The sequence below is a fragment of the Kitasatospora sp. SolWspMP-SS2h genome, from assembly GCF_003259315.1.
In the GTDB taxonomy this organism is placed as follows: domain Bacteria; phylum Actinomycetota; class Actinomycetes; order Streptomycetales; family Streptomycetaceae; genus Kitasatospora; species Kitasatospora fiedleri.
In genome coordinates this window covers 97,350-119,349 of the sequence record NZ_QLLT01000006.1, presented here as the reverse complement: position 1 = coordinate 119,349, position 22,000 = coordinate 97,350, and the positions used below count along the sequence as shown (strand labels likewise).

The 22,000-nt window shown below is 74.7% G+C and carries 20 protein-coding genes and 1 riboswitch; of the genes, 7 read left to right on the top strand and 13 right to left on the bottom strand.

Annotated elements, in window-relative coordinates:
* Window position 1 precedes the first annotated feature (1 nt).
* Together K353_RS09405 and K353_RS09400 are read left to right on the top strand one after the other, a co-directional pair.
* Entirely contained in the window at window positions 2-991 is a 990-nt protein-coding gene (locus K353_RS09405) for a hypothetical protein (protein WP_111553122.1), read from the top strand.
* A 10-nt stretch (window positions 992-1,001) separates the two neighbouring features.
* Window positions 1,002-1,877 (top strand): transporter substrate-binding domain-containing protein, encoded by an 876-nt coding sequence (locus K353_RS09400; protein ID WP_111553121.1) that lies wholly within the window; start codon window positions 1,002-1,004, stop codon window positions 1,875-1,877.
* Window positions 1,878-1,992: 115 nt separating this feature from the next.
* Here K353_RS09400 and K353_RS09395 read toward each other — a convergent pair whose 3' ends face one another.
* The 3 genes from K353_RS09395 to K353_RS09385 form a co-directional block, all read right to left on the bottom strand.
* A complete protein-coding gene (locus K353_RS09395) occupies window positions 1,993-2,664 on the bottom strand; it encodes a response regulator transcription factor (RefSeq protein WP_100835829.1) in 672 nt (223 codons plus the stop codon).
* Window positions 2,654-3,766, bottom strand: coding sequence for a MacS family sensor histidine kinase (gene macS, locus K353_RS09390; RefSeq protein ID WP_111553242.1), 1,113 nt, complete (start codon window positions 3,764-3,766; stop codon window positions 2,654-2,656). The genes K353_RS09395 and macS overlap by 11 nt, the downstream gene beginning before the upstream one ends.
* 145 nt (window positions 3,767-3,911) lie before the next feature.
* On the bottom strand, window positions 3,912-4,793 hold the full coding sequence (locus tag K353_RS09385; protein ID WP_233533483.1) for a lysophospholipid acyltransferase family protein: 882 nt from the start codon (window positions 4,791-4,793) through the stop codon (window positions 3,912-3,914).
* A gap of 176 nt (window positions 4,794-4,969) precedes the next feature.
* Between K353_RS09385 and K353_RS09380 the strand changes: the two genes are divergently transcribed.
* Window positions 4,970-5,749, top strand: coding sequence for a carboxylesterase (locus K353_RS09380; protein WP_111553120.1), 780 nt, complete (start codon window positions 4,970-4,972; stop codon window positions 5,747-5,749).
* Between the two features lie 10 nt (window positions 5,750-5,759).
* Window positions 5,760-6,398 carry a hypothetical protein gene (locus K353_RS09375; RefSeq protein ID WP_233533469.1) on the top strand — a complete coding sequence of 213 codons (639 nt, stop codon included), beginning with the start codon at window positions 5,760-5,762 and terminating at the stop codon, window positions 6,396-6,398.
* 80 nt (window positions 6,399-6,478) lie between these two features.
* Here K353_RS09375 and K353_RS09370 read toward each other — a convergent pair whose 3' ends face one another.
* The 5 genes from K353_RS09370 to K353_RS09350 all read right to left on the bottom strand — a co-directional run bounded on the left by K353_RS09370 (window position 6,479) and on the right by K353_RS09350 (window position 10,590).
* Window positions 6,479-7,252, bottom strand: coding sequence for an endonuclease/exonuclease/phosphatase family protein (locus K353_RS09370; RefSeq protein ID WP_111553119.1), 774 nt, complete (start codon window positions 7,250-7,252; stop codon window positions 6,479-6,481).
* Window positions 7,253-7,439: 187 nt separating this feature from the next.
* Complete coding sequence (locus K353_RS09365) at window positions 7,440-8,381, bottom strand: ROK family glucokinase (RefSeq protein ID WP_111553118.1); 942 nt, start codon at window positions 8,379-8,381, stop codon at window positions 7,440-7,442.
* Window positions 8,382-8,577: 196 nt separating this feature from the next.
* Window positions 8,578-8,955: a DUF5304 family protein gene (locus tag K353_RS09360; RefSeq protein ID WP_111553117.1), complete on the bottom strand. Its 378-nt coding sequence runs from the start codon at window positions 8,953-8,955 to the stop codon at window positions 8,578-8,580.
* Window positions 8,956-8,983: 28 nt separating this feature from the next.
* On the bottom strand, window positions 8,984-10,150 hold the full coding sequence (locus K353_RS09355) for an ArsA family ATPase (RefSeq protein WP_111553116.1): 1,167 nt from the start codon (window positions 10,148-10,150) through the stop codon (window positions 8,984-8,986).
* 8 nt (window positions 10,151-10,158) lie between these two features.
* Window positions 10,159-10,590, bottom strand: coding sequence for an SRPBCC family protein (locus K353_RS09350; protein WP_111553115.1), 432 nt, complete (start codon window positions 10,588-10,590; stop codon window positions 10,159-10,161).
* Between the two features lie 248 nt (window positions 10,591-10,838).
* Between K353_RS09350 and K353_RS09345 the strand changes: the two genes are divergently transcribed.
* A complete protein-coding gene (locus tag K353_RS09345) occupies window positions 10,839-12,635 on the top strand; it encodes a long-chain fatty acid--CoA ligase (RefSeq protein WP_111553114.1) in 1,797 nt (598 codons plus the stop codon).
* Between the two features lie 70 nt (window positions 12,636-12,705).
* Here K353_RS09345 and K353_RS09340 read toward each other — a convergent pair whose 3' ends face one another.
* Entirely contained in the window at window positions 12,706-13,851 is a 1,146-nt protein-coding gene (locus K353_RS09340; RefSeq protein ID WP_111553113.1) for a glycosyltransferase family 4 protein, read from the bottom strand.
* Window positions 13,852-14,166: 315 nt separating this feature from the next.
* Between K353_RS09340 and K353_RS09335 the strand changes: the two genes are divergently transcribed.
* On the top strand, window positions 14,167-15,525 hold the full coding sequence (locus K353_RS09335) for a glycosyltransferase family 87 protein (protein WP_111553112.1): 1,359 nt from the start codon (window positions 14,167-14,169) through the stop codon (window positions 15,523-15,525).
* A gap of 140 nt (window positions 15,526-15,665) precedes the next feature.
* A complete protein-coding gene (locus tag K353_RS09330; protein WP_111553111.1) occupies window positions 15,666-16,568 on the top strand; it encodes a carbohydrate kinase family protein in 903 nt (300 codons plus the stop codon).
* A gap of 84 nt (window positions 16,569-16,652) precedes the next feature.
* Here K353_RS09330 and K353_RS09325 read toward each other — a convergent pair whose 3' ends face one another.
* From K353_RS09325 to K353_RS09310, 4 genes are all read right to left on the bottom strand, one after another.
* On the bottom strand, window positions 16,653-17,732 hold the full coding sequence (locus K353_RS09325) for a hypothetical protein (protein WP_111553110.1): 1,080 nt from the start codon (window positions 17,730-17,732) through the stop codon (window positions 16,653-16,655).
* A gap of 197 nt (window positions 17,733-17,929) precedes the next feature.
* The gene (locus K353_RS36820; protein ID WP_111553109.1) at window positions 17,930-18,991 is read right to left on the bottom strand and encodes a C40 family peptidase; all 1,062 of its coding nucleotides are present in this window, start codon (window positions 18,989-18,991) and stop codon (window positions 17,930-17,932) included.
* Between the two features lie 207 nt (window positions 18,992-19,198).
* Window positions 19,199-20,293: a C40 family peptidase gene (locus K353_RS09315; RefSeq protein ID WP_111553240.1), complete on the bottom strand. Its 1,095-nt coding sequence runs from the start codon at window positions 20,291-20,293 to the stop codon at window positions 19,199-19,201.
* 10 nt (window positions 20,294-20,303) lie between these two features.
* A riboswitch (cyclic di-AMP (ydaO/yuaA leader) is annotated at window positions 20,304-20,457 on the bottom strand.
* A gap of 416 nt (window positions 20,458-20,873) precedes the next feature.
* On the bottom strand, window positions 20,874-21,914 hold the full coding sequence (locus K353_RS09310) for a C40 family peptidase (protein WP_100835843.1): 1,041 nt from the start codon (window positions 21,912-21,914) through the stop codon (window positions 20,874-20,876).
* Window positions 21,915-22,000: the final 86 nt, after the last annotated feature.

Here is a 22,000-nt window from a genome sequence, read left to right as displayed (position 1 = left end):
GATGGACCGCTGCACCTGGGAGACCCGGCAGATGCTGCAGCGCATCCTGTCGGGCTGGCACGAACTCGCCCCCGTCCTGCCGGACCTGGAGCGGCACCTGGCCGAGACCGTCGGGTACCCCGTCCAGGTGCAGCACCACGAGCTGTCGGTGTCGGCCGCCCGGATCGCCCGGTTCCTGGCCGAGGAGCACGGGCAGCCGGCCGCCGCGATCGGGCACCTGCACGACTGGCTGGTCGGCGTCACCGGGGCGCAGCTGCGCGGCGACTGGGTGGCGTTCCTGGCCCGGGTCCAGGGCGCCCCCGGGCTGACCGTCCACGAGCGGGCCGACCTGGTGGTGATCGCGGGCGTGCTGTGCTTCCCGCCGGTGACGCCGGTGCGGGCGGACGGTCGGCGGCTGGTCGAACTGGCCACCCACGCCCTGGTGATCGGCAGCCCCACCCTGCTGCTGGAGGACCTCGCCGCCCAACAGGAGCAGCTGCTGGCGCAGTTCGCCCGGCAGGCGGTGGAGAAGTCCCGCACCGGCCCGCCGCCGCTGCCCGAACCGGAGCCGCCTGCGCCGAAACCGGACCGGCCGCGGCTGCCGCGGGTGCTGGCCGCCGGCGTGGCCCTGCTGGCGGCGGCCGCCCTGGGCACCGCGCTGCTCCGGCCGGACGGGCCGCCCCCGCTGGAGGGCCGGGACACCATCTGGGTCAAGCCCCGGATCGCTCCGAACGAGCAGGTCGCCACGGTGATCGACGTCCCGGAGGGGGCCGCCCGGCTGAAGACCCGCCTGCTGCTGAGCGACCCGAACCCGGACACCGGCACCTGCGTCGGCCTGGAAGCCCGGCTCAGCACCGACCAGGGCGGCCGGAGCGACTGGGGCGCCCCGGGCAGCGAGGTCTCCCTCCCCGTGCCCTCCGGCCGCGCCAACCTGCACCTGATCCTGGAGCTACAGGGCGGCAGCGGCTGCGACCGGCAGATCGACATCCAGCGCGTCGAATTCACCCGCTAGGAGGCACCCCGTGCACAGCCCGCACTCCGTCCGCCTGGCGGCCGGCCTGCTCCTGCTCGCCACCGCCGCGTCCGGCTGCTCGGACGACACCCCGAAGCCGTTCGACGACCTGCCGGTCAAGGTCGGCTTCAAGACCGACCGGCCCGGCATGTCCGAGTTCACCGACAAGGGCGTCTACGACGGCTTCGAGCCGCACCTGACCATGCGGGTGCTCGGCTCCCGCGCGATCGACTACACCTCGCTGACGGTGACCACCGCCAACTGGGAGGACGCCCTCACCGACGGCTCCGCCAACCACAACAAGGTCGACCTGGTGGTCGCCGACATCTCCGAGCGCGACAGCCTCAAGCAGGACTACGACCTGGCCGGGCCCTACCTGCAGACCCCGCTCGGCGTCCTGCTCAAGGCCGACGACACCCGGACGGTCGCCAAGTCCGACGACCTCAAGCCGCTGCGGGTCTGCGTGTCGGGCGGCACCACCGCCGAGGCCCAGCTCAAGGACATCGGCCCCCGGGTCACCGTCACCGGCGCCGACCTCAAGGAGTGCCTGGCCCGGGTCGACGACGACACCGCCGACGCCGTGCTCTCCGACTACCTGGTCCTGCAGGGCGTCGCCGCCAACTCCGGCACCGGCGGCCGGCGCGCCTACCGGGTCGCCCGGGATGCGCACATCGGCAAGACCCAGTTCCTGATGATGGTGCTGCCCAAGGGCCACCGGAAGGCGTGCGAGCTGCTCCGCGAGGCCATCAACGACTACCTCCAGGACCCGGACTGGATGAACGCCCTGCGCAGCTCCTTCGCCTTCGGCCCGGACTTCACCGACAAGGAGCTGCGCGACACCTTCAAGCCGGTCACCACCTCGGCCGGCGACCGCTGCTCGGCCTGAGCGCCCCGGCCGCCCAGCTGCCCGGCTGCCCGGTCCGAGCGCCCCGGCGGCCCGGTCCGAGCGCCCCGGCGGCCCGGCCCGCTCGCCCCGGCGGCGGCGCGCACCGGCCCGCCGCTCAGCCCAGTTCCTCGTCCAGGCCCTGCTCGATGGCGTACCGGACCAGCTCGACCCGGTTGTGCAGCTGGAGCTTGCCCAGGGTGTTCTGGACGTGGTTCTGCACGGTGCGGTGCGAGAGCACCAGGCGGTCGGCGATCTGGCGGTAGGACAGGCCCTTGGCGACCAGCCGCAGCACCTCGGTCTCGCGCGGGGTGAGCTGCGGGGCGGCGGGCCGGGCGGGGGTGCCCGGCTCGGTGGCCAGGCGGCGGAACTCGCCGAGCACCAGGCCGGCCAGGCCCGGGGTGAACACCGGGTCGCCGACGGCGGTGCGGCGGACCGCGTCGAGCAGCTCCTCGCGGCCGGCCGACTTCACCAAGTAGCCGGTGGCGCCGGACTTCACCGCCTCCAGCACGTCCCCGTGCTCGCCGCTCGCGGAGAGCACCAGCACCCGCACCGCCGGGTCGGCGGCCACCACCCGGCGGCACACCTCCGCGCCGGACAGCGACGGCAGGTTGAGGTCCAGCACCACCACCTGCGGGGCGCTGGCCCGGGCCCGGCGGACCGCCTCCTCGCCGTCCCCGGCGGTGGCGACCACCGCGAACCCGGCCTCCGCCAGGTCCCGGGCGACCCCGTCGCGCCACATCGGGTGGTCGTCCACCACCATCACCCGCACCGGCTGATCAGCCGTCATGTCCCCTCCTCGGCCACCGCAGTTCCACCTCGACGCCCTGGCCGGGCACCGCGTACAGCTCGGCGCTGCCGCCGAGGTCCAGCATCCGGCCGCGGATCGACTGCGCGACGCCCAGCCGCCCGTCGCGCTGCGCCTCGGCCAGCCGGCCGGCCGGGAAGCCCGGCCCGTCGTCGCGCACCGAGACGGTGACCGCGTCCGGCTCGTCCTCGACCAGGATCCACGCCCGGGCCGCCTCCCCGGCGTGCCGCCGGACGTTGTCGAGCGCGGCGGCCACCGCGGCGGCCAGTTCGGCGGCGACGGCCGCGGGCAGCGGCACGGGGGTGGCGGGCGCGGCGAGGGTGATCCGCTCGTCGGCGTGCCGGGCCAGCAGCGGGCGCAGGTCCTGCTCGCCGTCCGGTTCGGGCTGGCCGGGCAGCCGCCCGCCGGCCATCAGGGCCCGCAGCGCGCGCTCCTGCTCGCCGGCCAGCCGGCCGAGCTCGGCGGCGTCGCCCTGCTGGCGGTGGACCAGGGCGAGCACCTGGAGCACCCCGTCGTGGATGTCGCGGGAGAGGCGTTCGCGCTCCCGGGTGGCGGCCTCCACCTGGAGCGCCCGGGTGAGCACCGCCTCGCTGGCCCGGGCCAGTTCGATCACGTAGCCGATGGCGCAGCCCGCGAGCAGCAGCAGCACGATGTTGTGCAGGTTGTCGGGGCTGATCCCGCCGTGGCCGAGGATGTTGGCCGCGCCGATCACCGCCCCGGCGAACGCGGCGGCCCGCCAGCCGCCCTTGCCGGCGAAGCCCAGCACGGTGCCGGCCGCCCAGATGGTCGGCAGGGTCGGCGCGCCCGCGTGGATCCGGGCCGGGGTGTCGACGAACCCGCTCATCACGATGCCGGTGACGGCCGCGGTCAGGTCGGTGCCGAGCACGAGCCAGGTGCAGCGCTGCGGCCCGGCGAAGGCCCGGATCGAGGCCAGCGTCCAGAGGCTCAGCGCGCCCAGGAAGATCCAGCCGGACACCGGGTGCAGGAACTCCCGGTACGCGGTGAGGTACCGCAGCACCGCGTACGCCAGCGCGAGCACCCGGAAGTACCCCATGGCGCGCCAGAGCGGCAGCTCCACCGACATCCCGCCGGCCGCCACCGCCGCCGCCACCCCGGCCGGCGCGGCCGGCACCGGCACCGGCACCGGGGCCGGGTCGCGGCGCGGTCCGGCGACGGGTCCGACGGGTCTGTGGTCCTCGCTCACCCCGAACCCCCCTCGTGACGGGCCGTCAGGCCCCGTCGTCCTTCGCGTCGCCCGGCTCCGGGTCGTCCGGCTTCGCGTCGTCCGGCTTCGCGTCGTCCGGCTTCGCGTCCGGGCCCGCCTCGCCGTCGGCCCCCGCCTCCGTCCCCGCCTCCGCGTCGGCCTTCGACTTCGCCCTGGCCCCGGCCTCCGCGTCCGCCTTCTGCTGGGCCTTGCGGTCGGCGTCCGCGGCCTTCTTCTCCTCGGCGAGCTGCCGCTTGGCGGCGGTCGCGTAGATGTCCACGTACTCCTGGCCGGAGAGCCGCATGATCTCGTACATCACCTCGTCGGTGACCGAGCGCAGGATGAACCGGTCGTTCTCCATGCCCCGGTAGCGCGAGAAGTCCAGCGGGCGGCCGATCCGGATGCCGGGCCGGACGCCGAAGTTGGGGACCACCTGGCCGGGCGGCTGCACCTTCTCGGTGTCGATCATCGCGACCGGGATCACCGGCGCGCCGGTGGCCAGCGCGACCCGGGCCAGGCCGCCGACCTTGCCGCGGTACAGCTTGCCGTCGGGCGAGCGGGTGCCCTCCGGGTAGACGCCGAAGACCTCGCCCCGCTCGATCACCGCGATGCCGCTGCGGATCGCCGCCTCGCCCGCGCCGCGGGCGCCCGAGCGGTCCACCGGCAGCTGGCCGACGCCCTTGAAGAACGCGGCGGTCAGCCGGCCCTTGAGGCCGGGCGTGGTGAAGTACTCGGCCTTCGCGATGAAGGTCACCCGGCGCTTGAGCAGCGCCGGCAGGAAGAACGAGTCGGAGAACGACAGGTGGTTGCTGGCGAGGATGGCCGGGCCCTCGTCCGGAATGTTCTCCTCGCCCTCCATCCACGGCCGGAAGAAGATCCGCAGCAGCGGCGCGACGATCATCTTCATCAGTCGGTAGAACAACCGGGGCCTCCTGTGGTGCGGACCGGACGATCCTAATGCCCCCGTCTCCCGCCCGGTGCACCGGCGGACCGCCGGTCCCCGCACCGGGCCCCTGTACGGCGCATCCCGCCCGTGGGACGATCGAGCCACCCTCACCCTGCCCGCACCTCCAGGAGTCCTGCATGCCGCTGCTACCGGGAGCCGAGCCGTACCGCCGAGCGGGCGGTCCGGTCGGTGTGCTGCTGGTCCACGGTTTCACCGGTTCCCCGCAGTCCATGCGCCCCTGGGCCGAACACCTGGCCGAGGCGGGCCTGGCCGTCTCCGTCCCGCTGCTGCCGGGCCACGGCACCCGCTGGCAGGACCTCCAGCCGACCCGCTGGGAGGACTGGTACGCCACCGTCGAGACGGCCTTCGAGGAACTGGCGGCCGACTGCGAGCAGGTCTTCGTCTGCGCGCTGTCGATGGGCGGTTCGCTGGCCCTGAAGCTCGCCGCGAAGCACGGCGGGCGGATCTCCGGACTGGTGCTCGTCAACCCCTCGGTGCGTTCCGACAACCCCGCGACGGTACTTCTCCCGGTCCTGCGCCACCTGGTCCCCTCGCGGCCCGGCGTGGCCGGCGACATCGCCCTGCCGGGCGCCGCCGAGGTCGGCTACGACCGCGTCCCGCTGCACGCCGCCTGGTCGCTGGCCCGGCTGTGGGAGAGCGCCCGGGCGGGAATGCCGGCGGTGACCCAGCCGGTTCTGCTGATGCACAGTCCGCAGGACCACGTGGTCTCGCCGCGCAACTCGGCCATGGTGCTCGCCCGGATATCCTCGACCGATGTGACGGAGCTGCTGCTCGACCGCAGCTTCCACGTGGCCACGCTGGACCACGACGCCGGTCTGATCTTCGGGGCGAGCCTCGACTTCGTCCGGCGGCTGGCCCCGGCAGCGGCGGTCGATGCCGGGAACCACTCGGGCTGAAAGGCCGAATGTGAACGAGACCAGCAAGGCGAACGACGACGAGGACCTGCCCCGCGAGGACTCCCAGGCGGCCGGGCCGGAGACCGCCGGGTCGGAGGCCGCCGGGGCCGTCGGGGCCGGGCCCGAACCGGCTCCGCGCCGCCCCGCCGCGGGCAGCCAGGCCGAGCAGGACGCGATCTTCGCCGCGCTGGTCGCCCAGTTCGACGATCCGGTCGACCTCACCGATCCGGCCTGGCCCGAGGTGGAGAACCTGCGGGCGCAGGACGAGCGGGAGCGGGGGCGGCGGGGCCCGACCGCCCCCACCACCAGCAACGGCGGCCTGGGCGACTTCACGCCGCGCCCGGTCCCCCGGCCGGGGGACGGACCGCGCGACTACACGCCGGCCGAGGACGAGGACGAGGGCCACTTCGTGCCGCCGGAGCCCCCGCCGCTGCCCGCCGCCGACACCACCGCCAAGTTCGCCTGGCTGGCGGTGCTGGGCGGGCCGGCGCTGCTGCTGTTCGACGCGGTGGTCTGGCGCGAGGTCTCCGGCTGGCCCGCCTGGGTCGGCATCCTGTCCTTCCTGGGCGGCTTCGGCACCCTGGTGGCCCGGATGAAGGACCGCGACGAGGACGAGCCGGAGGACCCGAACGGCGGCGCCGTGGTCTGAGCGGGCCGCGCCGCCCGGGGCCGGACGACCGCCCGGCCCCGCCCACCGCGCCCCGCCCGGCCGGCTCGCTCGCTCGCTCGCTACGGCGCGGTCTGCTCCGGCGCGGGGATGCGCAGCGTCGCGAGCACCGGCAGGTGGTCGGTGGCCGCCCGCAGGTCCGCCTCCGTGACGCCCGGCAGCGGGTAGGGCACGCCGCAGCCCAGCACCTCGACGTCCGGGGTGGCGAACACCCCGTCGATCCGCTGGTAGGGCTGCTTGGGCACCGAGGTGTACGTCCCGCCCCAGGGGGCCTTGGCGTGCGCGTCGGTGAGTTCCGCCGCGAGGGCGCGCCAACCCGGCCCTTCCGGGGGCTCGTTGAAGTCTCCGGCGATCACGCCCGGTTCGCCGGGGCGGAGTTGGGCCCGCAGCAGGGCGAACTGCCGCAGCCGCTCGGCCGGTTCGAGGCTCAGGTGGCAGCTGGTCACCGAGAACGGGCGGCTGCCGCCGATCCGCAGCAGCGCACTGGCGAAGCCGCGGGCGTGCAGCCCGCGGGTCTTCGGCAGCAGCGCGTCCCGCAGCTCCAGCAGGTCGACCCGCAGGTTCCCCAGCAGCAGCGGTCCGGCCGCCACCCGTCCGCCGCCGGCCAGGATCACCGTCCCGGTCCGGTGGGCGAGCCAGGCCGCCGCCTTCTCGGTCTTCCAGTAGCGGGGCGACTCCTGCACGCACACCACGTCCGGCTCGCAGGCCCGGATCACCCGGGCCACCGCGGCCCGGTCGTCCCGCAGCGACCGCACGTTGTAGCTCAGCACCCGCACCCGCCGCGCCCCGTCCGGCTCCACCCCGGAGGACGCCAACCCAGCCTCAGTGTCCGTCACCTGACCGACAGTAACAGGCGCCGGGCGCGCGCAGCGCGAAAAACCGGGCGCGCGGGGAGGGGCCCGGGGACGGGCGGGCGGCGGTGCGCGAGCAGGGGCGCGGGGCCGGGTGCGCGGCGTTCACCCGCCGCCGCGTGCCCGGCCCCGCGCCCCTGTTCTCCGCTTCTCCGCGCGGTGCGCCCGCGCGTCAGATCCGGGCCAGGTCGGCCGCGCCGGCGATGCCCGCGGCCGAACCCATCGACGCCAGCACCACGTTGGCGCGGGGCCGGGCCGGGCCGCCGGTCAGGTACGTCCCGAAGCTCGCCGCGACCGGGTCGAGCAGCAGGTTGCCGGAGTCGGAGACGCCGCCGCCGAGGACGAAGACGCCCGGGTCGAACAGCGCGGCGAGGTCGGCCATGCCGCGGCCGAGCCAGTCGGCGAGCTCGGCGTAGCAGGACAGCGCCAGCGCGTCGCCCTCCTCGGCGGCCTCGGTGATGTGGATGCCGCGGATGGTCTCGGCGACGCCGTCGTTGAGTTCGAGCATCCGCTTGCCGGCGATCGGGTCGGCGGCGGCGCGCTCGCGGCCGTAGCGGCGCAGCGCCCGCCCGGAGCCGTACTGCTCCCAGCAGCCGTGGCCGCCGCAGCCGCACTCCAGGCCGTCGGGGACCATGTTCAGGTGGCCGATCTCGCCGGCCACGCCGAACCGGCCGCGGTGCAGCCGACCGTCGAGGACGATGCCGCCGCCGATGCCGGTGCCGACGGTGATCAGGACCATGTCCTCGTACTCGGCGGCGGCGCCGAACCGGAACTCGGCCCAGGCGGCGCAGTTGGCGTCGTTCTCGACGACGGTCTCCAGGCCGGTGAGTTCCTCGACGCGCTGCTTGAGGGGCTCGTTCTCCCAGGCGATGTTGGGCGCCATCAGGACGGTGGAGCGGTCCCGGTTGACGAAGCCGGGGGCGCCGACGCCGACCGCCGCGACGTCGGGAAACTGGTCCTTCAACTCCCGTACGCCCTGGGCGATGGCGTCGACCGCCCACTGGGGGTCGGCCGGGGTGGGCACCCGGGTCTTGGCCAGAATCTCGCCGGACTCGTCGACCACGCCTGCTGCGATCTTGGTACCGCCGACGTCCACGCCGATGGTCAGAGCCATGTGTCCCTCAGCTATTCACTCGTTCCCGCTCAGCGGAACCGTACCCGCTGAGGGGTACCCACGTATACAGCCTGGCGTACATTATTCGAAGGCAATTCCCGACCCATTGGTCATGGTGCCTTCAGAAGTCATACCAACGGTACCGTTCGGTAATGCATTGCCACCCTAGCGTGACAATGCCATTCGGCCGCCTTAACTACTTGTCGGGGGCTTCGGCGGCCCCGTCCAGGTCCACCCGTTCGGTCCCGGCGTGTTGGGGCGCGGACCAGCTCCGTTCGTGCCCGGCCACGGCGGCCCGGTAGGCGGCCAGCAACTCCCCGCCGGCGGCGGCGAGGTGGCCGTACACCTCGGGGTTCGACTCGCGCAGCCGGCCGCCGAACTCCACGGCCTTGCCGCCCAGTGCGGTGGCGAACTTCCGCACCTCCTCCACCAGCGGCGCGAACTCCCCCGCGCCGCCGGGCCGCTCCTGGCCCTGCTCCCGCTCCCGGCCCTGCTCCTGCTCCTGCTCCTGGCCCGGGTCCTGCTCCTGGCCCGGGTCCTGGCCCTGCTCCTGGTCCTGCTGTTCCGTGCTCACCGCGCCACTCCTCGTCCCTCGGTACCGGCTAGCCCCGCGGCCACAGCGCGGGATCGGGCGTGAACCGCACCGACAGCACCCCGTCCGCCAGCCCGGCCCCGCTGACCGTGCAACGGCGCAGGGCGGACGGGAGTGCCAGGACCCGCCGGTAACCTCCGACGCCGAGCACCAACTCGTCGCCGCGGCGCAGCAGTTCCAGGTCGCCCCGGTCGGCGCCGGGCAGCGGCAGGTGCCAGAGCAGCCGGTTCTCGGCGGCCAGCCGGTCCTCGACCCGCGGGTCGGCGGGGGCGGGCGGCCGGGGGGCGCCGGCGGCGTAGAGCCGTTCGGCCAGCGCCTCCGGGCCGCCGTCGGGCTGCCGGGCGACCAGCACCGGGACTTCGCCCAACTGCTCGGCGACAGCGGCCAGTTGCTCGTCCTGCCGGGCGGCCGTGGCGGCCAGCCAGGGGTCCGCGGAGCCGAGCGCGGCGGCGGGCAGCGCGCCGTGCGCGACGACGGCGTCCAGCGGCAGGCCGTGCAGGGCCAGCCCGGCCCTGATCCGGGCCAGCGCCCGGGGGGCGGGCCGGGCGGCGTCCAGCACCAGGCGGACGGTGGTGCCGGGGGCGGTGATCGCGGCGGCGGCCTCGGCGAGCGCGGCGGAGGCGGCGGCCCGGGCCTCGAACAGCCGGTCGGTGGGCATCGGGACGCCGGCCAGGTTGGCCAGCAGCGGGCGCAGCGCGCGGGCGGCCTGGCGCTGCTCGGGCAGCAGCCGGGCCAGGTAGCGCTCCAGTTGGGCGGGCAGCGCGAGGGTGGCGATCAGTTCGGCGGGCGGCGGGGCGGCGACCACCAGCACCTCGGCCTTGGCCCGGGGCAGGGCGCGCAGCAGGGCGAGGGCCCGGGTGCCGGGCAGCGGGGCGAGTTCGTCGGGGTCGAGCGGCTGGGCGCCGATCAGGTCGAGCGCGGGGGCGAGCCGGTCGCGGTAGCCGTCGAGGGCGGTCCGGAAGGCGGCCTGCTCGTCGAGCCGGGCGGCGGCCAGGTGCGGTTCCAGCTCGACGGGCTCGGGGCCGAGCCGGACGCCGAGCAGGTCGTCGGCGGTGCGGTGCGGGTCGTCGGCGGCCAGCAGCAGGGTGTCGCTGCCCCGCCGGGCGTGGTGCAGGGCGGTGGCGGCGGCGATCCGGGCGGACTCCGGGCCGGTGACCAGTACGGTGCGGGTGGCCACGAGCCGGATCAGCCCTCGACGCGCTTCTTCAGGCCGGCCAGGGCCCGGTCGATGATGACCTTCTCGGCCTTGCGCTTGATCATGCCGAGCATCGGGATCTTGACGTCCACGGCCAGCTGGTAGGTGACCTCGGTGCCCTTGTCGGCGGCGGCGAGCGCGTACGAGCCGTCCAGGGCGCGCAGCATCTGGCTGCTGACCAGCGTCCAGCCGACCTCGCGGTCGCCGTCCCAGGTGTAGGCCAGGGTGTGCTCGTCGCGGATCGCGCCGGCGTCCAGCAGCAGCCGCACCTTGGCGGCGCGGCCGTCGGGGCCGGTCTCCAGGACGTCGATCTCCTTCACCTCGCCGGTCCACTCCGGGTAGGCGGCGAAGTCGGCGATCACCGCCATGACCTCGGCCGGGGTGGCGTCGATGACAATGCTCGACCTGGTGTGCTCCGCCATTGCGGCCTCCGCGATCTCCCTGTGCTGCTGTGCGCCCAGCAGAGGCTATCGCGGGCGGGGCCGCCCGCTTCCCGCGCGGGCACCTACCGGCGGGTCACCTCCGCGCTGCCGTAGGGTTCGGTTCGGTCCACCCGCCCTTCCGACCTGCGGTGTGACGATCGGAACACCCGGGCCGACCCCCCTGGCCGAATCCGCCTACCCGGCAGTAACGTCCAGTCGTCCCGCAGCGTCGCAGACGAGGAGCAGTCTTGCTCGACGAGTTCAGCCTTCCGGCCCGCTACCAGGTACCGAGCGACGGCAACCTCGCCGACCTGGTCCACCAGAACGCGGAGCGGCACCCGGGCGTCGCTGTGCTCAGCCGCAAGTCCGCCGGGCAGTGGCAGGACCTCACCGCCGCCCAGTTCCTCGCCGAGGTGCACGCCGTCGCCAAGGGCCTGGTCGCCACCGGCGTCGCCCCCGGCGACCGGGTCGCCGTGATGTCCCGCACCCGCTACGAGTGGACGCTGCTCGACTTCGCGATCTGGACCGCCGGCGCGATCACCGTCCCGGTGTACGAGACCTCCTCCGCCGAGCAGGTGCAGTGGATCCTCGGCGACTCCGGCGCCCTCGCCGTCGTCACCGAGACCGACCAGCACGCCGCCGTGGTCGACGACGTCCGCGGCGCCCTGCCCGGGCTGGCGCACACCTGGCAGATCGAGCGGGGCGGCATCGCGGCCCTGACCCTGGCCGGCGCCGGCGTGGACGACGCGGTGATCGCCGAACGCCGGGCGCTGGCCGGGCCGGACTCGATCGCCACCATCGTCTACACCTCCGGCACCACCGGCCGCCCCAAGGGCTGCCAGCTCACCCACGGCAACTTCCTCGCCGAACTGGGCAACGTCACCGCCCGGATGCCCGAGCTGTTCCGCACCGGCGAGTCCTCCGTCCTGCTGTTCCTGCCGCTGGCCCACGTGCTCGGCCGGATCGCCGAGATCGCCGCCGCCATCGCCCCGGTCAAGCTCGGCCACGTCTCCGACGTCAAGAACGTCACCGAGGAGCTCGGCTCCTTCAAGCCGACCCTGATCCTCGGCGTCCCCCGGGTCTTCGAGAAGGTCTACAACACCGCCCGCGCCAAGGCCCAGTCCGACGGCAAGGGCGGGATCTTCGACCGCGCCGCCGACACCGCCGTCGCCTACAGCCGCGCCCTCGACACCGGCCGCCCCCCGCTCGGCCTGCGCCTGCGGCACGCGGTCTTCGACCGGCTGGTCTACCGCAAGCTCCGCAGCGCCCTCGGCGGGCGCTGCCGGTACGCCATCTCCGGCGGCGCCCCGCTCGGCGAGCGGCTCGGCCACTTCTACCGCGGCATCGGCTTCGTCGTCCTGGAGGGCTACGGCCTCACCGAGTCCTGCGCCGCGACCGCCTTCAACCCGCACGACAAGCCGAAGATCGGCACCGTCGGCCAGCCGCTGCCCGGCTCCGCGGTCCGGATCGCCGAGGACGGCGAGGTCCTGCTCAAGGGCCCGCAGGTCTTCACCGGCTACTGGAACAACCCCGCCGCCACCGCCGACGCCCTGCGGGACGGCTGGTTCGCCACCGGCGACCTCGGCTCGCTGGACGACGAGGGCTACCTGACCATCACCGGCCGCAAGAAGGAGATCATCGTCACCGCCGGCGGCAAGAACGTCGCCCCCGCGGTGATCGAGGACCGGATCCGCGCCCACGCGATCGTCGGCGAGGTCATGGTGGTCGGCGACCGCAGGCCCTTCATCGCCTGCCTGGTCACCGTGGACGACGAGTTCTTCCCGCGCTGGAAGGCCCTCAACGGCAAGCCCGCCGACGCCACCGTCGAACAGCTCCGCGACGACCCCGACCTGCTCGCCGCCGTCCAGGCCGCGATCGACGACGGCAACCAGGCCGTCTCGCACGCCGAGGCGGTGAAGAAGTTCCGCCTCCTCACCACCACCTTCACCGAGGCCGGCGGCCACCTCACGCCCTCCCTCAAGCTCAAGCGCAACGTCGTCCTCAAGGACTTCGCCGCCGAGGTCGAGGCGCTCTACACCAGGTGAGACGGCCAGGTGAGACGGGCCCGGGGGCGCGGGGAACCGCGCGGCCGGGCCCGCCTCCCGTCCCGCCGGCCTACCGCTCGGGCGACAGCAGCCCCGTGAGCCGCTCCGCGAGCATGTCCCAGCGCCAGGCCGCGTGCACCCACGCGCGCCCGGCCTCGCCCAGCTCGCGGCGCAGCCCCTCGTCGCCCAGCAGCCGCACCAGCCGTTCCGCGAGCAGCGCCTCACCGCCCACGCCCGGCACCACGTACCCGGTCTCGCCCTCGCGGACTGCGTCCGGCGCCCCGCCCGAGTCCCCGGCGACCACCGGCAGTCCGGTCGCGGACGCCTCCAGGTAGACGATGCCCAGGCCCTCGACGTCCAGGCCGCCCCGGCGGGTGCGGCAGGGCATGGCGAAGACGTCGCCGGCCCCGTAGTGCGCGGGCAGTTCCTCCCAGGGCACCGCGCCGGTGAAGACCACCGAGGAGCGGACGCCCACCGTGTCGACGAGCTTCTCCAGCTCGGCCCGGTACGGCCCGCCGCCGACGATCAGCAGCACCGCGTCGGGCTGGGCGGCCAGCACCCGCGGCAGGGCCCGGATCAGCGTGTCCTGGCCCTTGCGCGGCACCAGCCGCGACACGCAGACCACCACCGGCCGGTCGCTGAGCCCGAGCCGGGCCCGCACCGCGTCCCCGCCGGAGTCCGGCCGGAAGGTGGACTCGTCGACGCCGGGCGGCAGTTGGACCATCCGGCGGGCGGCGGCCGGGCCGACCGCCCGGGCGATCCGGGCGCGAGTGTACTCGCCGAGGTAGGTCAGCACGTCCGTCCCGGCCCCGATCCGGCGCAGCAGCTGGGCGGAGACCGGGAGTTGGGCCCAGGCGGCCTCGTGCCCGTGGGTCATGCCGAGCAGCCGTCCGGCACCGGCCCGGCGCAGCGCGGGGGCCATCAGGCCGAGCGGGGCGGCGGCGCCGAACCAGACCGAGGCGCAGCCCTCCGCCCGGAGGATCTCGGCGGCGCGGCGGGCCACCCGCGGTGTCGGGACCATCATCCTCGTCCGGTCCCGGATCACCGGGAAGGGCTGCCGGGCGTCGAACTCGGCGGCCTCCCGGCCGTCCCGCCAGGTGGAGGCGTACACCACGACCGACCCGGCGGGCTGCCGGACGGCCATGTTGTGCACGAACGCCTGGATTCCGCCGGGCCTGGGCGGGAAGTCGTTGGTGACGATGAGGGTCTTGTGCATGCCGCGGCTCGCTCGGTCGGGGGGTGCTCGGACTACCTGTGAGTGGTCCGTACGATAGGTCACCGTGCCCGTCCACCGGGAACGCGGGCCGCGCCGCCGGCCGCCCCGGCCACCGCACCGCCGACCGCACCGCCGGTCCGGCGGACGGGGGCCGGAACGGCACCGGACCGGAGCCGCCCGCCGCCCGGGCGGTCCGGACACGGTTCGGTGACGTCGGGAGCGCCGCCGCAACCGTTCGGGCCGGTCGGCGGTCCTTCCGGTGGGGCCCCGTCCGCCCGGTGTTCCGGCGTGCACGCGACGACCTGAAGGAGCGCAGTGGAGTCAGCCCAGGCCGAGAGGCCCGGTGGCGCGGAGCCGTCGGCGCCGGCATCCCCGGCCGTTGCCGCGCCGAGCCGCCGTCCGCTGTGGGCGCTGGCCGGCGGCTGGGTGGCGACCAGGGTGCTGGTCGTCCTGATGGCTGTCAACGTGCTGAAGATCGGCGACGTGAGCTCCGACATCTCGGTGATCTACCACAGCTGGTACGAGGTGCTGCGCACCGGCACCTTCCCGCTGGACGACGTGACCTGGCAGTACCCGCCGGGTGCGGCGCTGGTGATCCTGCTGCCGGGGCTGCTGCCCTGGTCGTACCTGGTGTCGTTCTTCGTGATCTGCGGGGTGGTGGACGCGGCCGCGATGGCGCTGCTGATGCGGGCGGGCGTCCGCCGGGGCGGCAGCTACCTGGGCGGCTGGTACTGGGTGGTGGGCGTGCCGCTGCTGGGGCCGACGGCGTACTGCCGGTACGACATCATCGTGACGGCGCTGGCGGTGGCCGGCCTGCTGGTGATGCTGCGGCGCCCGGCGCTGAGCGGGGTGCTGCTGGGCCTGGGCGGCCTGTTGAAGGTGTGGCCGCTGCTGGCGCTGATCGGCTCGCCGCGCGGGCGGCGGACCCGGCGGGCGTGGACCTCGGCGGTGGCGTTCGCGGCGGCGCTGGGGTTCCTGCTGACGGCGGGCATGAACGGGGCGTTCGAGTTCCTGAAGTTCCAGTCGGAGCGCGGCATCGAGATCGAGTCGGTGGGCGCGCTGCCGCTGCACTTCGCCCGGCTGGCGGGGTCGTGGCACGGCACCGTCACGATGAACTACGGCTCGACGGAGTTCCTCGGGCCGTGGGTGCCGGTGATCTCCAAGGTGATGGTCGGGCTGTCGGTGCTGGGCTTCGGCTGGCTGCTGGTGTGGCGGCTGCGGGCGGCCCGCTGGACGGCGGCGACCACCTTCGACGCGGCGCTGTGCGCGCTGCTGATCTTCGTCACGACCAGCCGGGTGATCAGCCCGCAGTACCTGATCTGGGTGGTCGGCCTGGTCGCGGTCTGCCTGACGGTGCGCGGCAGCAGCCAGCGCCCGGTGGCGGTGCCGGTGCTGGTGGCGGCGGCGCTGACCACCCTGGAGTTCCCGGTGATGTTCGGCTCGGTGAACCACAGCGAGCTGGACGGCGTGCTGGTGCTGGCCGCCCGCAACCTGCTGCTGGTGGCGTGCACGGTGCTGTCGGCGTACCGGCTGTGGCGCTCGACCCGGCAGCGGGAGGCGCCGACCACGGTGGTGCTGCCGGCCGGGCAGGTCGGCCCGCAGTACCCGGTGCGCCCGGGCATCGCCTACGAGCAGGACCTGCTGGACGACCTCACCCCGGCCGACCGCCCCTGACCCGGCCCTCCCCGGTACTGCCCCGGCCCTCCCCCGGTCCTGTCCCGGCCCCCCGGTCTTGTCCCGGCCCGCCCCGGACCACCCCCTGCAAGTTTCTGAAATTCCTTGCAGTGCGGGTCCCGGGCTGCCACCATCGCCGGATGATCGACTACGACATCCTGATCGTCGGTGGCGTCGGCGTGGACACCATCGTGCGGGTGGACCGGCTGGAGGTCCCGCCGGGCCGCGACTCGCTGGCCGTCCCCCCGGTGCTGGACTACCCGGCGCACACCGGCAACGGCGTGGCCCTGGCCTGCCTGGCGCTCGGCCTGCGCACCAAGTTCGCCGACTTCCTCGGCGACGACCCGCAGGGCGCCCTGGTGCTGGCCGAGTACGCCCGCCGCGGCCTGGACTTCAGCCACCTGCCCGCCCCGGCCGGCACCCCGCGCAGCGTCAACCTGGTCGACCGGGACGGCCTGCGGTTCTCCTTCTACGACGGCCGGCACCCGGCGGACGCCCGGCTGCCGCGCGCGTTCTGGCTGCCGCTGCTGGAGCGCTCGGCGCACGTCCACCTGTCGATCACCGGCGTCAACCGGGACATGTACCCGGACATCGAGCGGCTGGGCCGCAGCAGCTCCACCGACCTGCACGCCTGGGACGGCGCCGACGAGCACCACCTGCACTACGCCCTCCGCTCGGACCTGGTGTTCCTCTCCGCGGCCCGCCTCGGGGGCCGTCCGGAGGCGGTGATGCGCGCGGTGCTGGCCCGGGGCCGGGCCGAGCTGGTGGTGGCCACCGCGGGCGCGGACGGCGCCTTCCTGCTGACCCAGGAGGACGCCGCGCCCCGGCACTTCCCGGCGGTCGACCCGGGCGCCCCGGTCGTGGACAGCAACGGCGCGGGCGACGCCTTCGTCGCCGGCTTCCTGCACCGGCGGCTGGCGGGCCGCCCGGTGGAGGAGTGCATGCGGGCCGGCGCGGTGGCCGGGGCGTACACCTGCACCGTCGCGGGCACCCACACCGCGTTCCTGGACGCGCCCGGCCTGGAGCGGGCGCTCGACGCCTGAGCGCGGCACCCGGCCCGGTCCAGCCCAGCCCGGACCGACCGGACCGACCCGACCCGACCGGACCCGCCCGCCCGCTCGCCCGGATCAGCTCCGGAGCCGGGCCACCTCGGCCGTCCACTCCTTGGTGAACTCCGCGACGCCGATCCCGAGTTGGGCCTTCATGGCGCGCTCCAGCCCGCCCTCGCCGAAGGCCCCGACGGTGCGGTAGAGCGCCACCAGCCGGTCCTGCCCGTGCCGGCGGGCGATCAGGTCGCAGGCCAGCCAGGCCAGCTCGTAGGCCTGGGCGATGCCGGCCGCACCGGCCGTGAACGCCTCGTTGGCGGGCAGCGCGGCGGGCAGCCGCCCGGCCTGGACGTCCTTGGCCAGCTCGGGGGCGATCTGCCGGGCGGTGCGCCCGGCGTCCCGGTAGCCGGTGTAGTCGGCGACGCCCTCGGAGAGCCACAGCGGCGTCCAGGACCTGGTGTCGGCCCGGGTCGCGACGTGGGTGGCCTCGTGGGTGACCACCACCCGGCGGCCGAGTTCGCTGAGCTGCCGGTACGCGTCGGGGTTGACCACGATCCGGTCGGCGGGGGTGTGCACGGGGGCGCCGCCGACCGCCAGGGTGACCGCCGCTATGCCCTGGTAGGCGTCCGCGGAGACGTCCATCCGGCGGGCGAACTGCTGCTCGGTGAGCGGCAGTTCGAGCAGCAGCCGGCCCGCGAACGGCCCCCAGACGGCCTCCACCGCGGGCACCGCCCGGTCCGCCAGCTCGGCCAGCGCGGCCAGTTCCGCCGCCTCGCCGAGGCCGAGCACCAGGCCGCGCCTGCCCTCCGCGGTCCGGACGGTGCCCAGGTCCCAGGGCGCGGCCGCGCCGGTCGGCACCTCCCGGGCCACCCGCCAGCCGGCCGCCTCGCGCACCAGCTCGACCTGCCGCTCCAGCAGCACCGGGTAGTCGTCCACCCCGGCCAGCCGGTAGCCCAGTTCGGCGCCGACCCGCACCCGGTCCGCGTCGGCGGGCGGCTCGGCGAAGGAGGTCAGCTTCAGCGTGTAGGCGGCGAAGCGCAGCCCGGCGGTCCGGGTCAGCAGGTCCCGGTCGGCCTCCTCGGCGCCGTCCGCGGAGCCCGCCAGCAGCCCGGCGGTGTCCCGGCCGGCCACCGCGCGGGCCCGCTGCTCCAGCAGCCGCACGGCGGTCTCCCGCAGCCCGGGCGGTGGCGCGGGCGGCGCGGCGGGGGCCGGCCGGGCGGGCCGGACCGGCGGGAGCGAGAGCTGGGCGGCCCCGGCGGCGGCCAGCAGCAGGGCGGCCCGCCGGGACAGCGGAGCGCCGGCCCGGCCCGGCCCGGTGGCCGTCGCCGGGTCGGTGACCGGGGGCTCGTCGACGAGGCTCAGACCCGTACCACCGTGTTGACCGGCATCGCGCCGACGCTCTCGTAGCGGACCCGGGCCCCGGGGTAGGGGGCGTGCACGACGACGCCCCCGCCGGCGTACATGCCGACGTGGTGCCTGTCGCTGTAGAAGATCACCAGGTCTCCGGGCCGGGCTTCGGCGAGGCTCACCCGCCGGCCGGCCGTGGCCTGTCCCTGCGAGGTCCGCGGCAGGGTCACTCCGGCCTGCCGCCACGACCAGTACATCAGACCGGAGCAGTCGAAGGTGCCGGGGCCGGTCGATCCGTAGACGTAGGGGGAGCCGATCTTGGAGAGGGCGGCGGCCAGCGCGGCGGCGGCCCGGTCGGAGGAGGGCGGCTGGTCGCCGAGGTCGATCCGGTCGGTGCCGCGGGTGGCGCGCTGCCGGGCCGCCCGGGCGTCGTCGGCCGTCAGGCGGGCCCGCTCGGCCGGGGCGAGGCCGTTCAGCAGCCGCTGGGCCCCGGCCAGCCGCTCGCGGACCTCGTCCTTGGCGGCGGACAGCCGCTGCCTGGCCCGCTCCAGCTCGTCGAGCTTGGCGCCGGCCTCGTGCCGGCGCTCGTCGAGCCGCCGGGCCCGCTCGGCCAGCTCGCGCAGCCGGTCGCCCTGCCGGGCGGTGGCCTGTTCGAGCGAGCGGGCGCCGGTCAGGTAGCCGGCCGGGTCCTGGTCGAGCATCAGCCGGACGGCGGGGTCGATGCCCTGGGACCGGTACTCGGCGGCGGCGACGGCGCCCAGGTCGCCGCGCATCCGGTTGAGCTCCTCCTGCCCGGCGGCGACCTGGTCCTGGAGGGCGCCGGCCTCGGCCTGGAGCCGCCGCTGCTGCTCCAGCGCGGCGTTGCACTGCTCGGAGGCCCGCTCGGCCTCCTCGTAGAGCTGGTCGACCCGGGCCTTGACCTCGCCGCGGTTGGGCGGGTCGGCGGGGCTGAGCGGGGCCGCGGCGGCCCCGCCCACGGTCAGGCCGAGCGCGCCGGTGGCGGCGGCGGTGAGCGCCAGGGCGCGGGCGAGGCGCTGGACGCCGGGCAGTGGGGTGCGGCGGGGCACGGACACGCGCGACGGCTCCGTTCTGCGGCCGGCCTCCGCCGCCGCCCGCGGTCGGACGGCCGTCCTCGCGGGGGCCCGGGGGCAGAGGTTAGCGATTCGGAGCGATCCAGTCCAAACCCTGACAGCACCGAATATTTGACCCCGAATCGGGCATCCGAACGAGAGCGGCCCGGCACCCCGTGCGGGGTACCGGGCCGGGGCCTCGACGGAGCGTCAGATCCGGACGATCCGGTTGATCGGCATCGCGGTCGCCGACTCGTAGCGGACCTGCGCGCCGGTGTGCGGGGCGTGGATGATCTGCCCGTTGCCGACGTACATGCCGACGTGGTGCTGGTCGCCGTAGTAGATGATCAGGTCGCCCGGGCGGGCGTTGGCGATGTTGGTGCCGAGGCTGGTGCCGGCCCCGGCCTGCGCCTGCGAGGTGCGCGGGATGGACACCCCGGCCTGCTTGTAGGCCCACTGCATCAGCCCGGAGCAGTCGAAGGTGCTCGGTCCGGCCGCGCCGTAGGAGTACCAGCTGCCCAGCTTGGAGGCCGCCGCACCGACCGCGTTGCCCGAGAAGCTGGAGGACGCCGGGGCGTTCAGCTCCGCCCGGCCGCTGTCGCGGGAGGCCCGCGGCTGCTGCTGCTGTTGCTGCTGCTGCGCGGAGTCGGCCTTCGCCTTGGCGTCCGCGGCGGCCTTGGCCTCGGCGGCGGCGAGCTGCTCGCGCTCCTGCTGGGTCAGCGTGTTGAGCAGTTCCTGGGCCTTGGCCAGCTTCGCCTGGACGTCCTCCTTGTCGGCCTTGAGGGCCTTGGTGGTGGTGTCCAGTTCGGCGAGCTTGCTCTCGGCCTCCTCGCGCTGCGCGTCGAGCTTGGCCTGCTCGTTCTGGAAGGTCTTGAGCAGGTCGGCCTGGGTGGAGCCGACCGCGTTCAGCGCGCCGGCCTGGCCCAGGAAGGTGTCCGGGCTGCTGGAGAGCATCAGCTGCATGGTCTGCGGCATGGTGCCGGTGCGGTACTGCTCGGCGGCGATGCCGGCCAGCGACTCCCGGGCGGAGGTCACCTGCTCCTGCTGCCGGGCGAGCTGGTCCTGGAGCTGGCCGACCTGCTTCTGCAGGTCCTGCTGCTTCTCGACCGAGGCGTTGAGCGCCTCCGTCTTCACCTCGGCCTGCTCGTTGAGCTCGTCGACCTGGGCCTTGACCTGGTCCTTGGTCGGTGCCGGGTCGGCGTGCGCCCCGCCCTGGGCGGAGAGCGCCACGGCAGCGGCGGCGGTGGCAGTGAGAATCGAGACCCGGGCACGGCCGATGGGCTTGGGACGGCGATGGGACGCCACGAAGGCGGACTCCTTCTTCCTCACACCGCCTACCGGGTGAGCTGACGGGTTCGGGCTGGAAGAGATGCCCTACGGCGCTTCACCGACCGCGCGCGGCGGTCGGCCCGGCGCCGATTCACCCCGGGGGAACGTGGTTCCCCGGCTCCGTTCGACAGCACCCCCGCAGGGGTATCCCCGTCGGCAGACCCAGTGTTGACGGTCTGCCCGCTGCGTCACGGACTCGGCGGCGACCTCCGCCGCCGCCCCCTTGGGCGATCGACACTGCGGTGGTCGAAGCACGACCCTAGTAACCGATCCGTGATCCGTTCAAATCCTTGTCGGAAAAAAATCTGGTTCTGAATCAAATACCGCGACACTTATGACCGAACGTGATCGGTTCACCACCCAGCACGGAGCAATTCTCACCCTGCGGTCGAGAAACACCACACCCGGGCGTGTCACGGATCACAGCAGGATCCCGACCCGCCCGGGCGTGTCACAGTGCGTCAGTTGTCGCCCGGTGGGGCGTTTGTCCGATTCGCCGGGCCGTCGACCAACCCCGGCCGGAGTCGGTCCGCCGGGTCAGACCCGACCCGCCCGGTCAGACCCGGCGGATGGTGGAGATCGGCAGGGTGTCGACCTTCATCGTCTTCACCACGTCACCGGTGCGCGGCGCGTGCACCACCAGGCCGTTGCCGATGTACATGCCGACGTGGTGCCGGTCGCCGTAGTAGATGACCAGGTCGCCGGGCTGCGCGTTGTGCCAGTCGGTGCCCACGTTGGTGCCGTAGCTGCCCTGCGACTGCGAGGTGCGCGGCAGCGAGACGCCGGCCTGCTTGTACGCCCACACCATCAGGCCCGAGCAGTCGAAGGTGCTCGACCCGGTGGCGCCCCAGACGTACGCCGAGCCCTGCTTGCCCAGCGCGGCCGCCACCGCGGTCGCCGCGTATCCGCTGGCCGGCGGCAGGGTGGACGGGTCGACCCGGGAGGCGCTGCGCGAGGCGGTGCCGCCGCCGGAGCCGCGGAGGATGGAGGCGCGGTCCGCGGCGTTCAGCTTGGAGAGCAGCTTCTGCGCCTCGGCGAGCTTGGCGTTCACGTCGTTCTTGGCGTCGTTGAGCGCCTGGGTCTGGCTGTCCAGCTCCTGGAGGACCTGGGAGGCCTCCTGCTTCTGCTGGTCCAGGCGGCGCTGCTGGTCCTTGAGCGACTTGAGCGTCTCGGCCTGGGTGCTGGCCGCCTGCCCGAAGGAGGTGGCCTGGGTGAGGTACTGGTCCGGGTTCGAGGAGAGCATCAGCTGCATCGACGGGTCGACGCCGCCCTGCCGGTACTGGTCGCCGGCCACCGCCGCCAGCCCGGAGGCCAGCTCGGTCAACTGCTCCTGGCCGCGGGCCACCTGGTCCTGCAGGTCGTCGGCCTGCTTGCGCAGCTGGTCGGCCCGCTCCTTGGCGCCGTTGTACTTCTCGGCGGACTGCTCCTGCTCCTCCAGCAGCTTGTCGACCTGCGCCTTCACCTCGTCCTTGTTCGGCTGGGCCGGGGCGGCGTGCGCGCTGGCCTGGGCCGTCAGGGCGACCGCGGTCGCGGCGGCAGCGGTGAACACGGAGATCCGCGCACGGCTCGGCTGCTTGGGACGGCGGTGGGAGGCCAAGGGGGAGCTCCTTCTTCCTGCTGGACTCACCCCGACGAGTGATGGTCCGGAATATAGGTTTGACGCCAGACCCTAGTGAAGTCCCG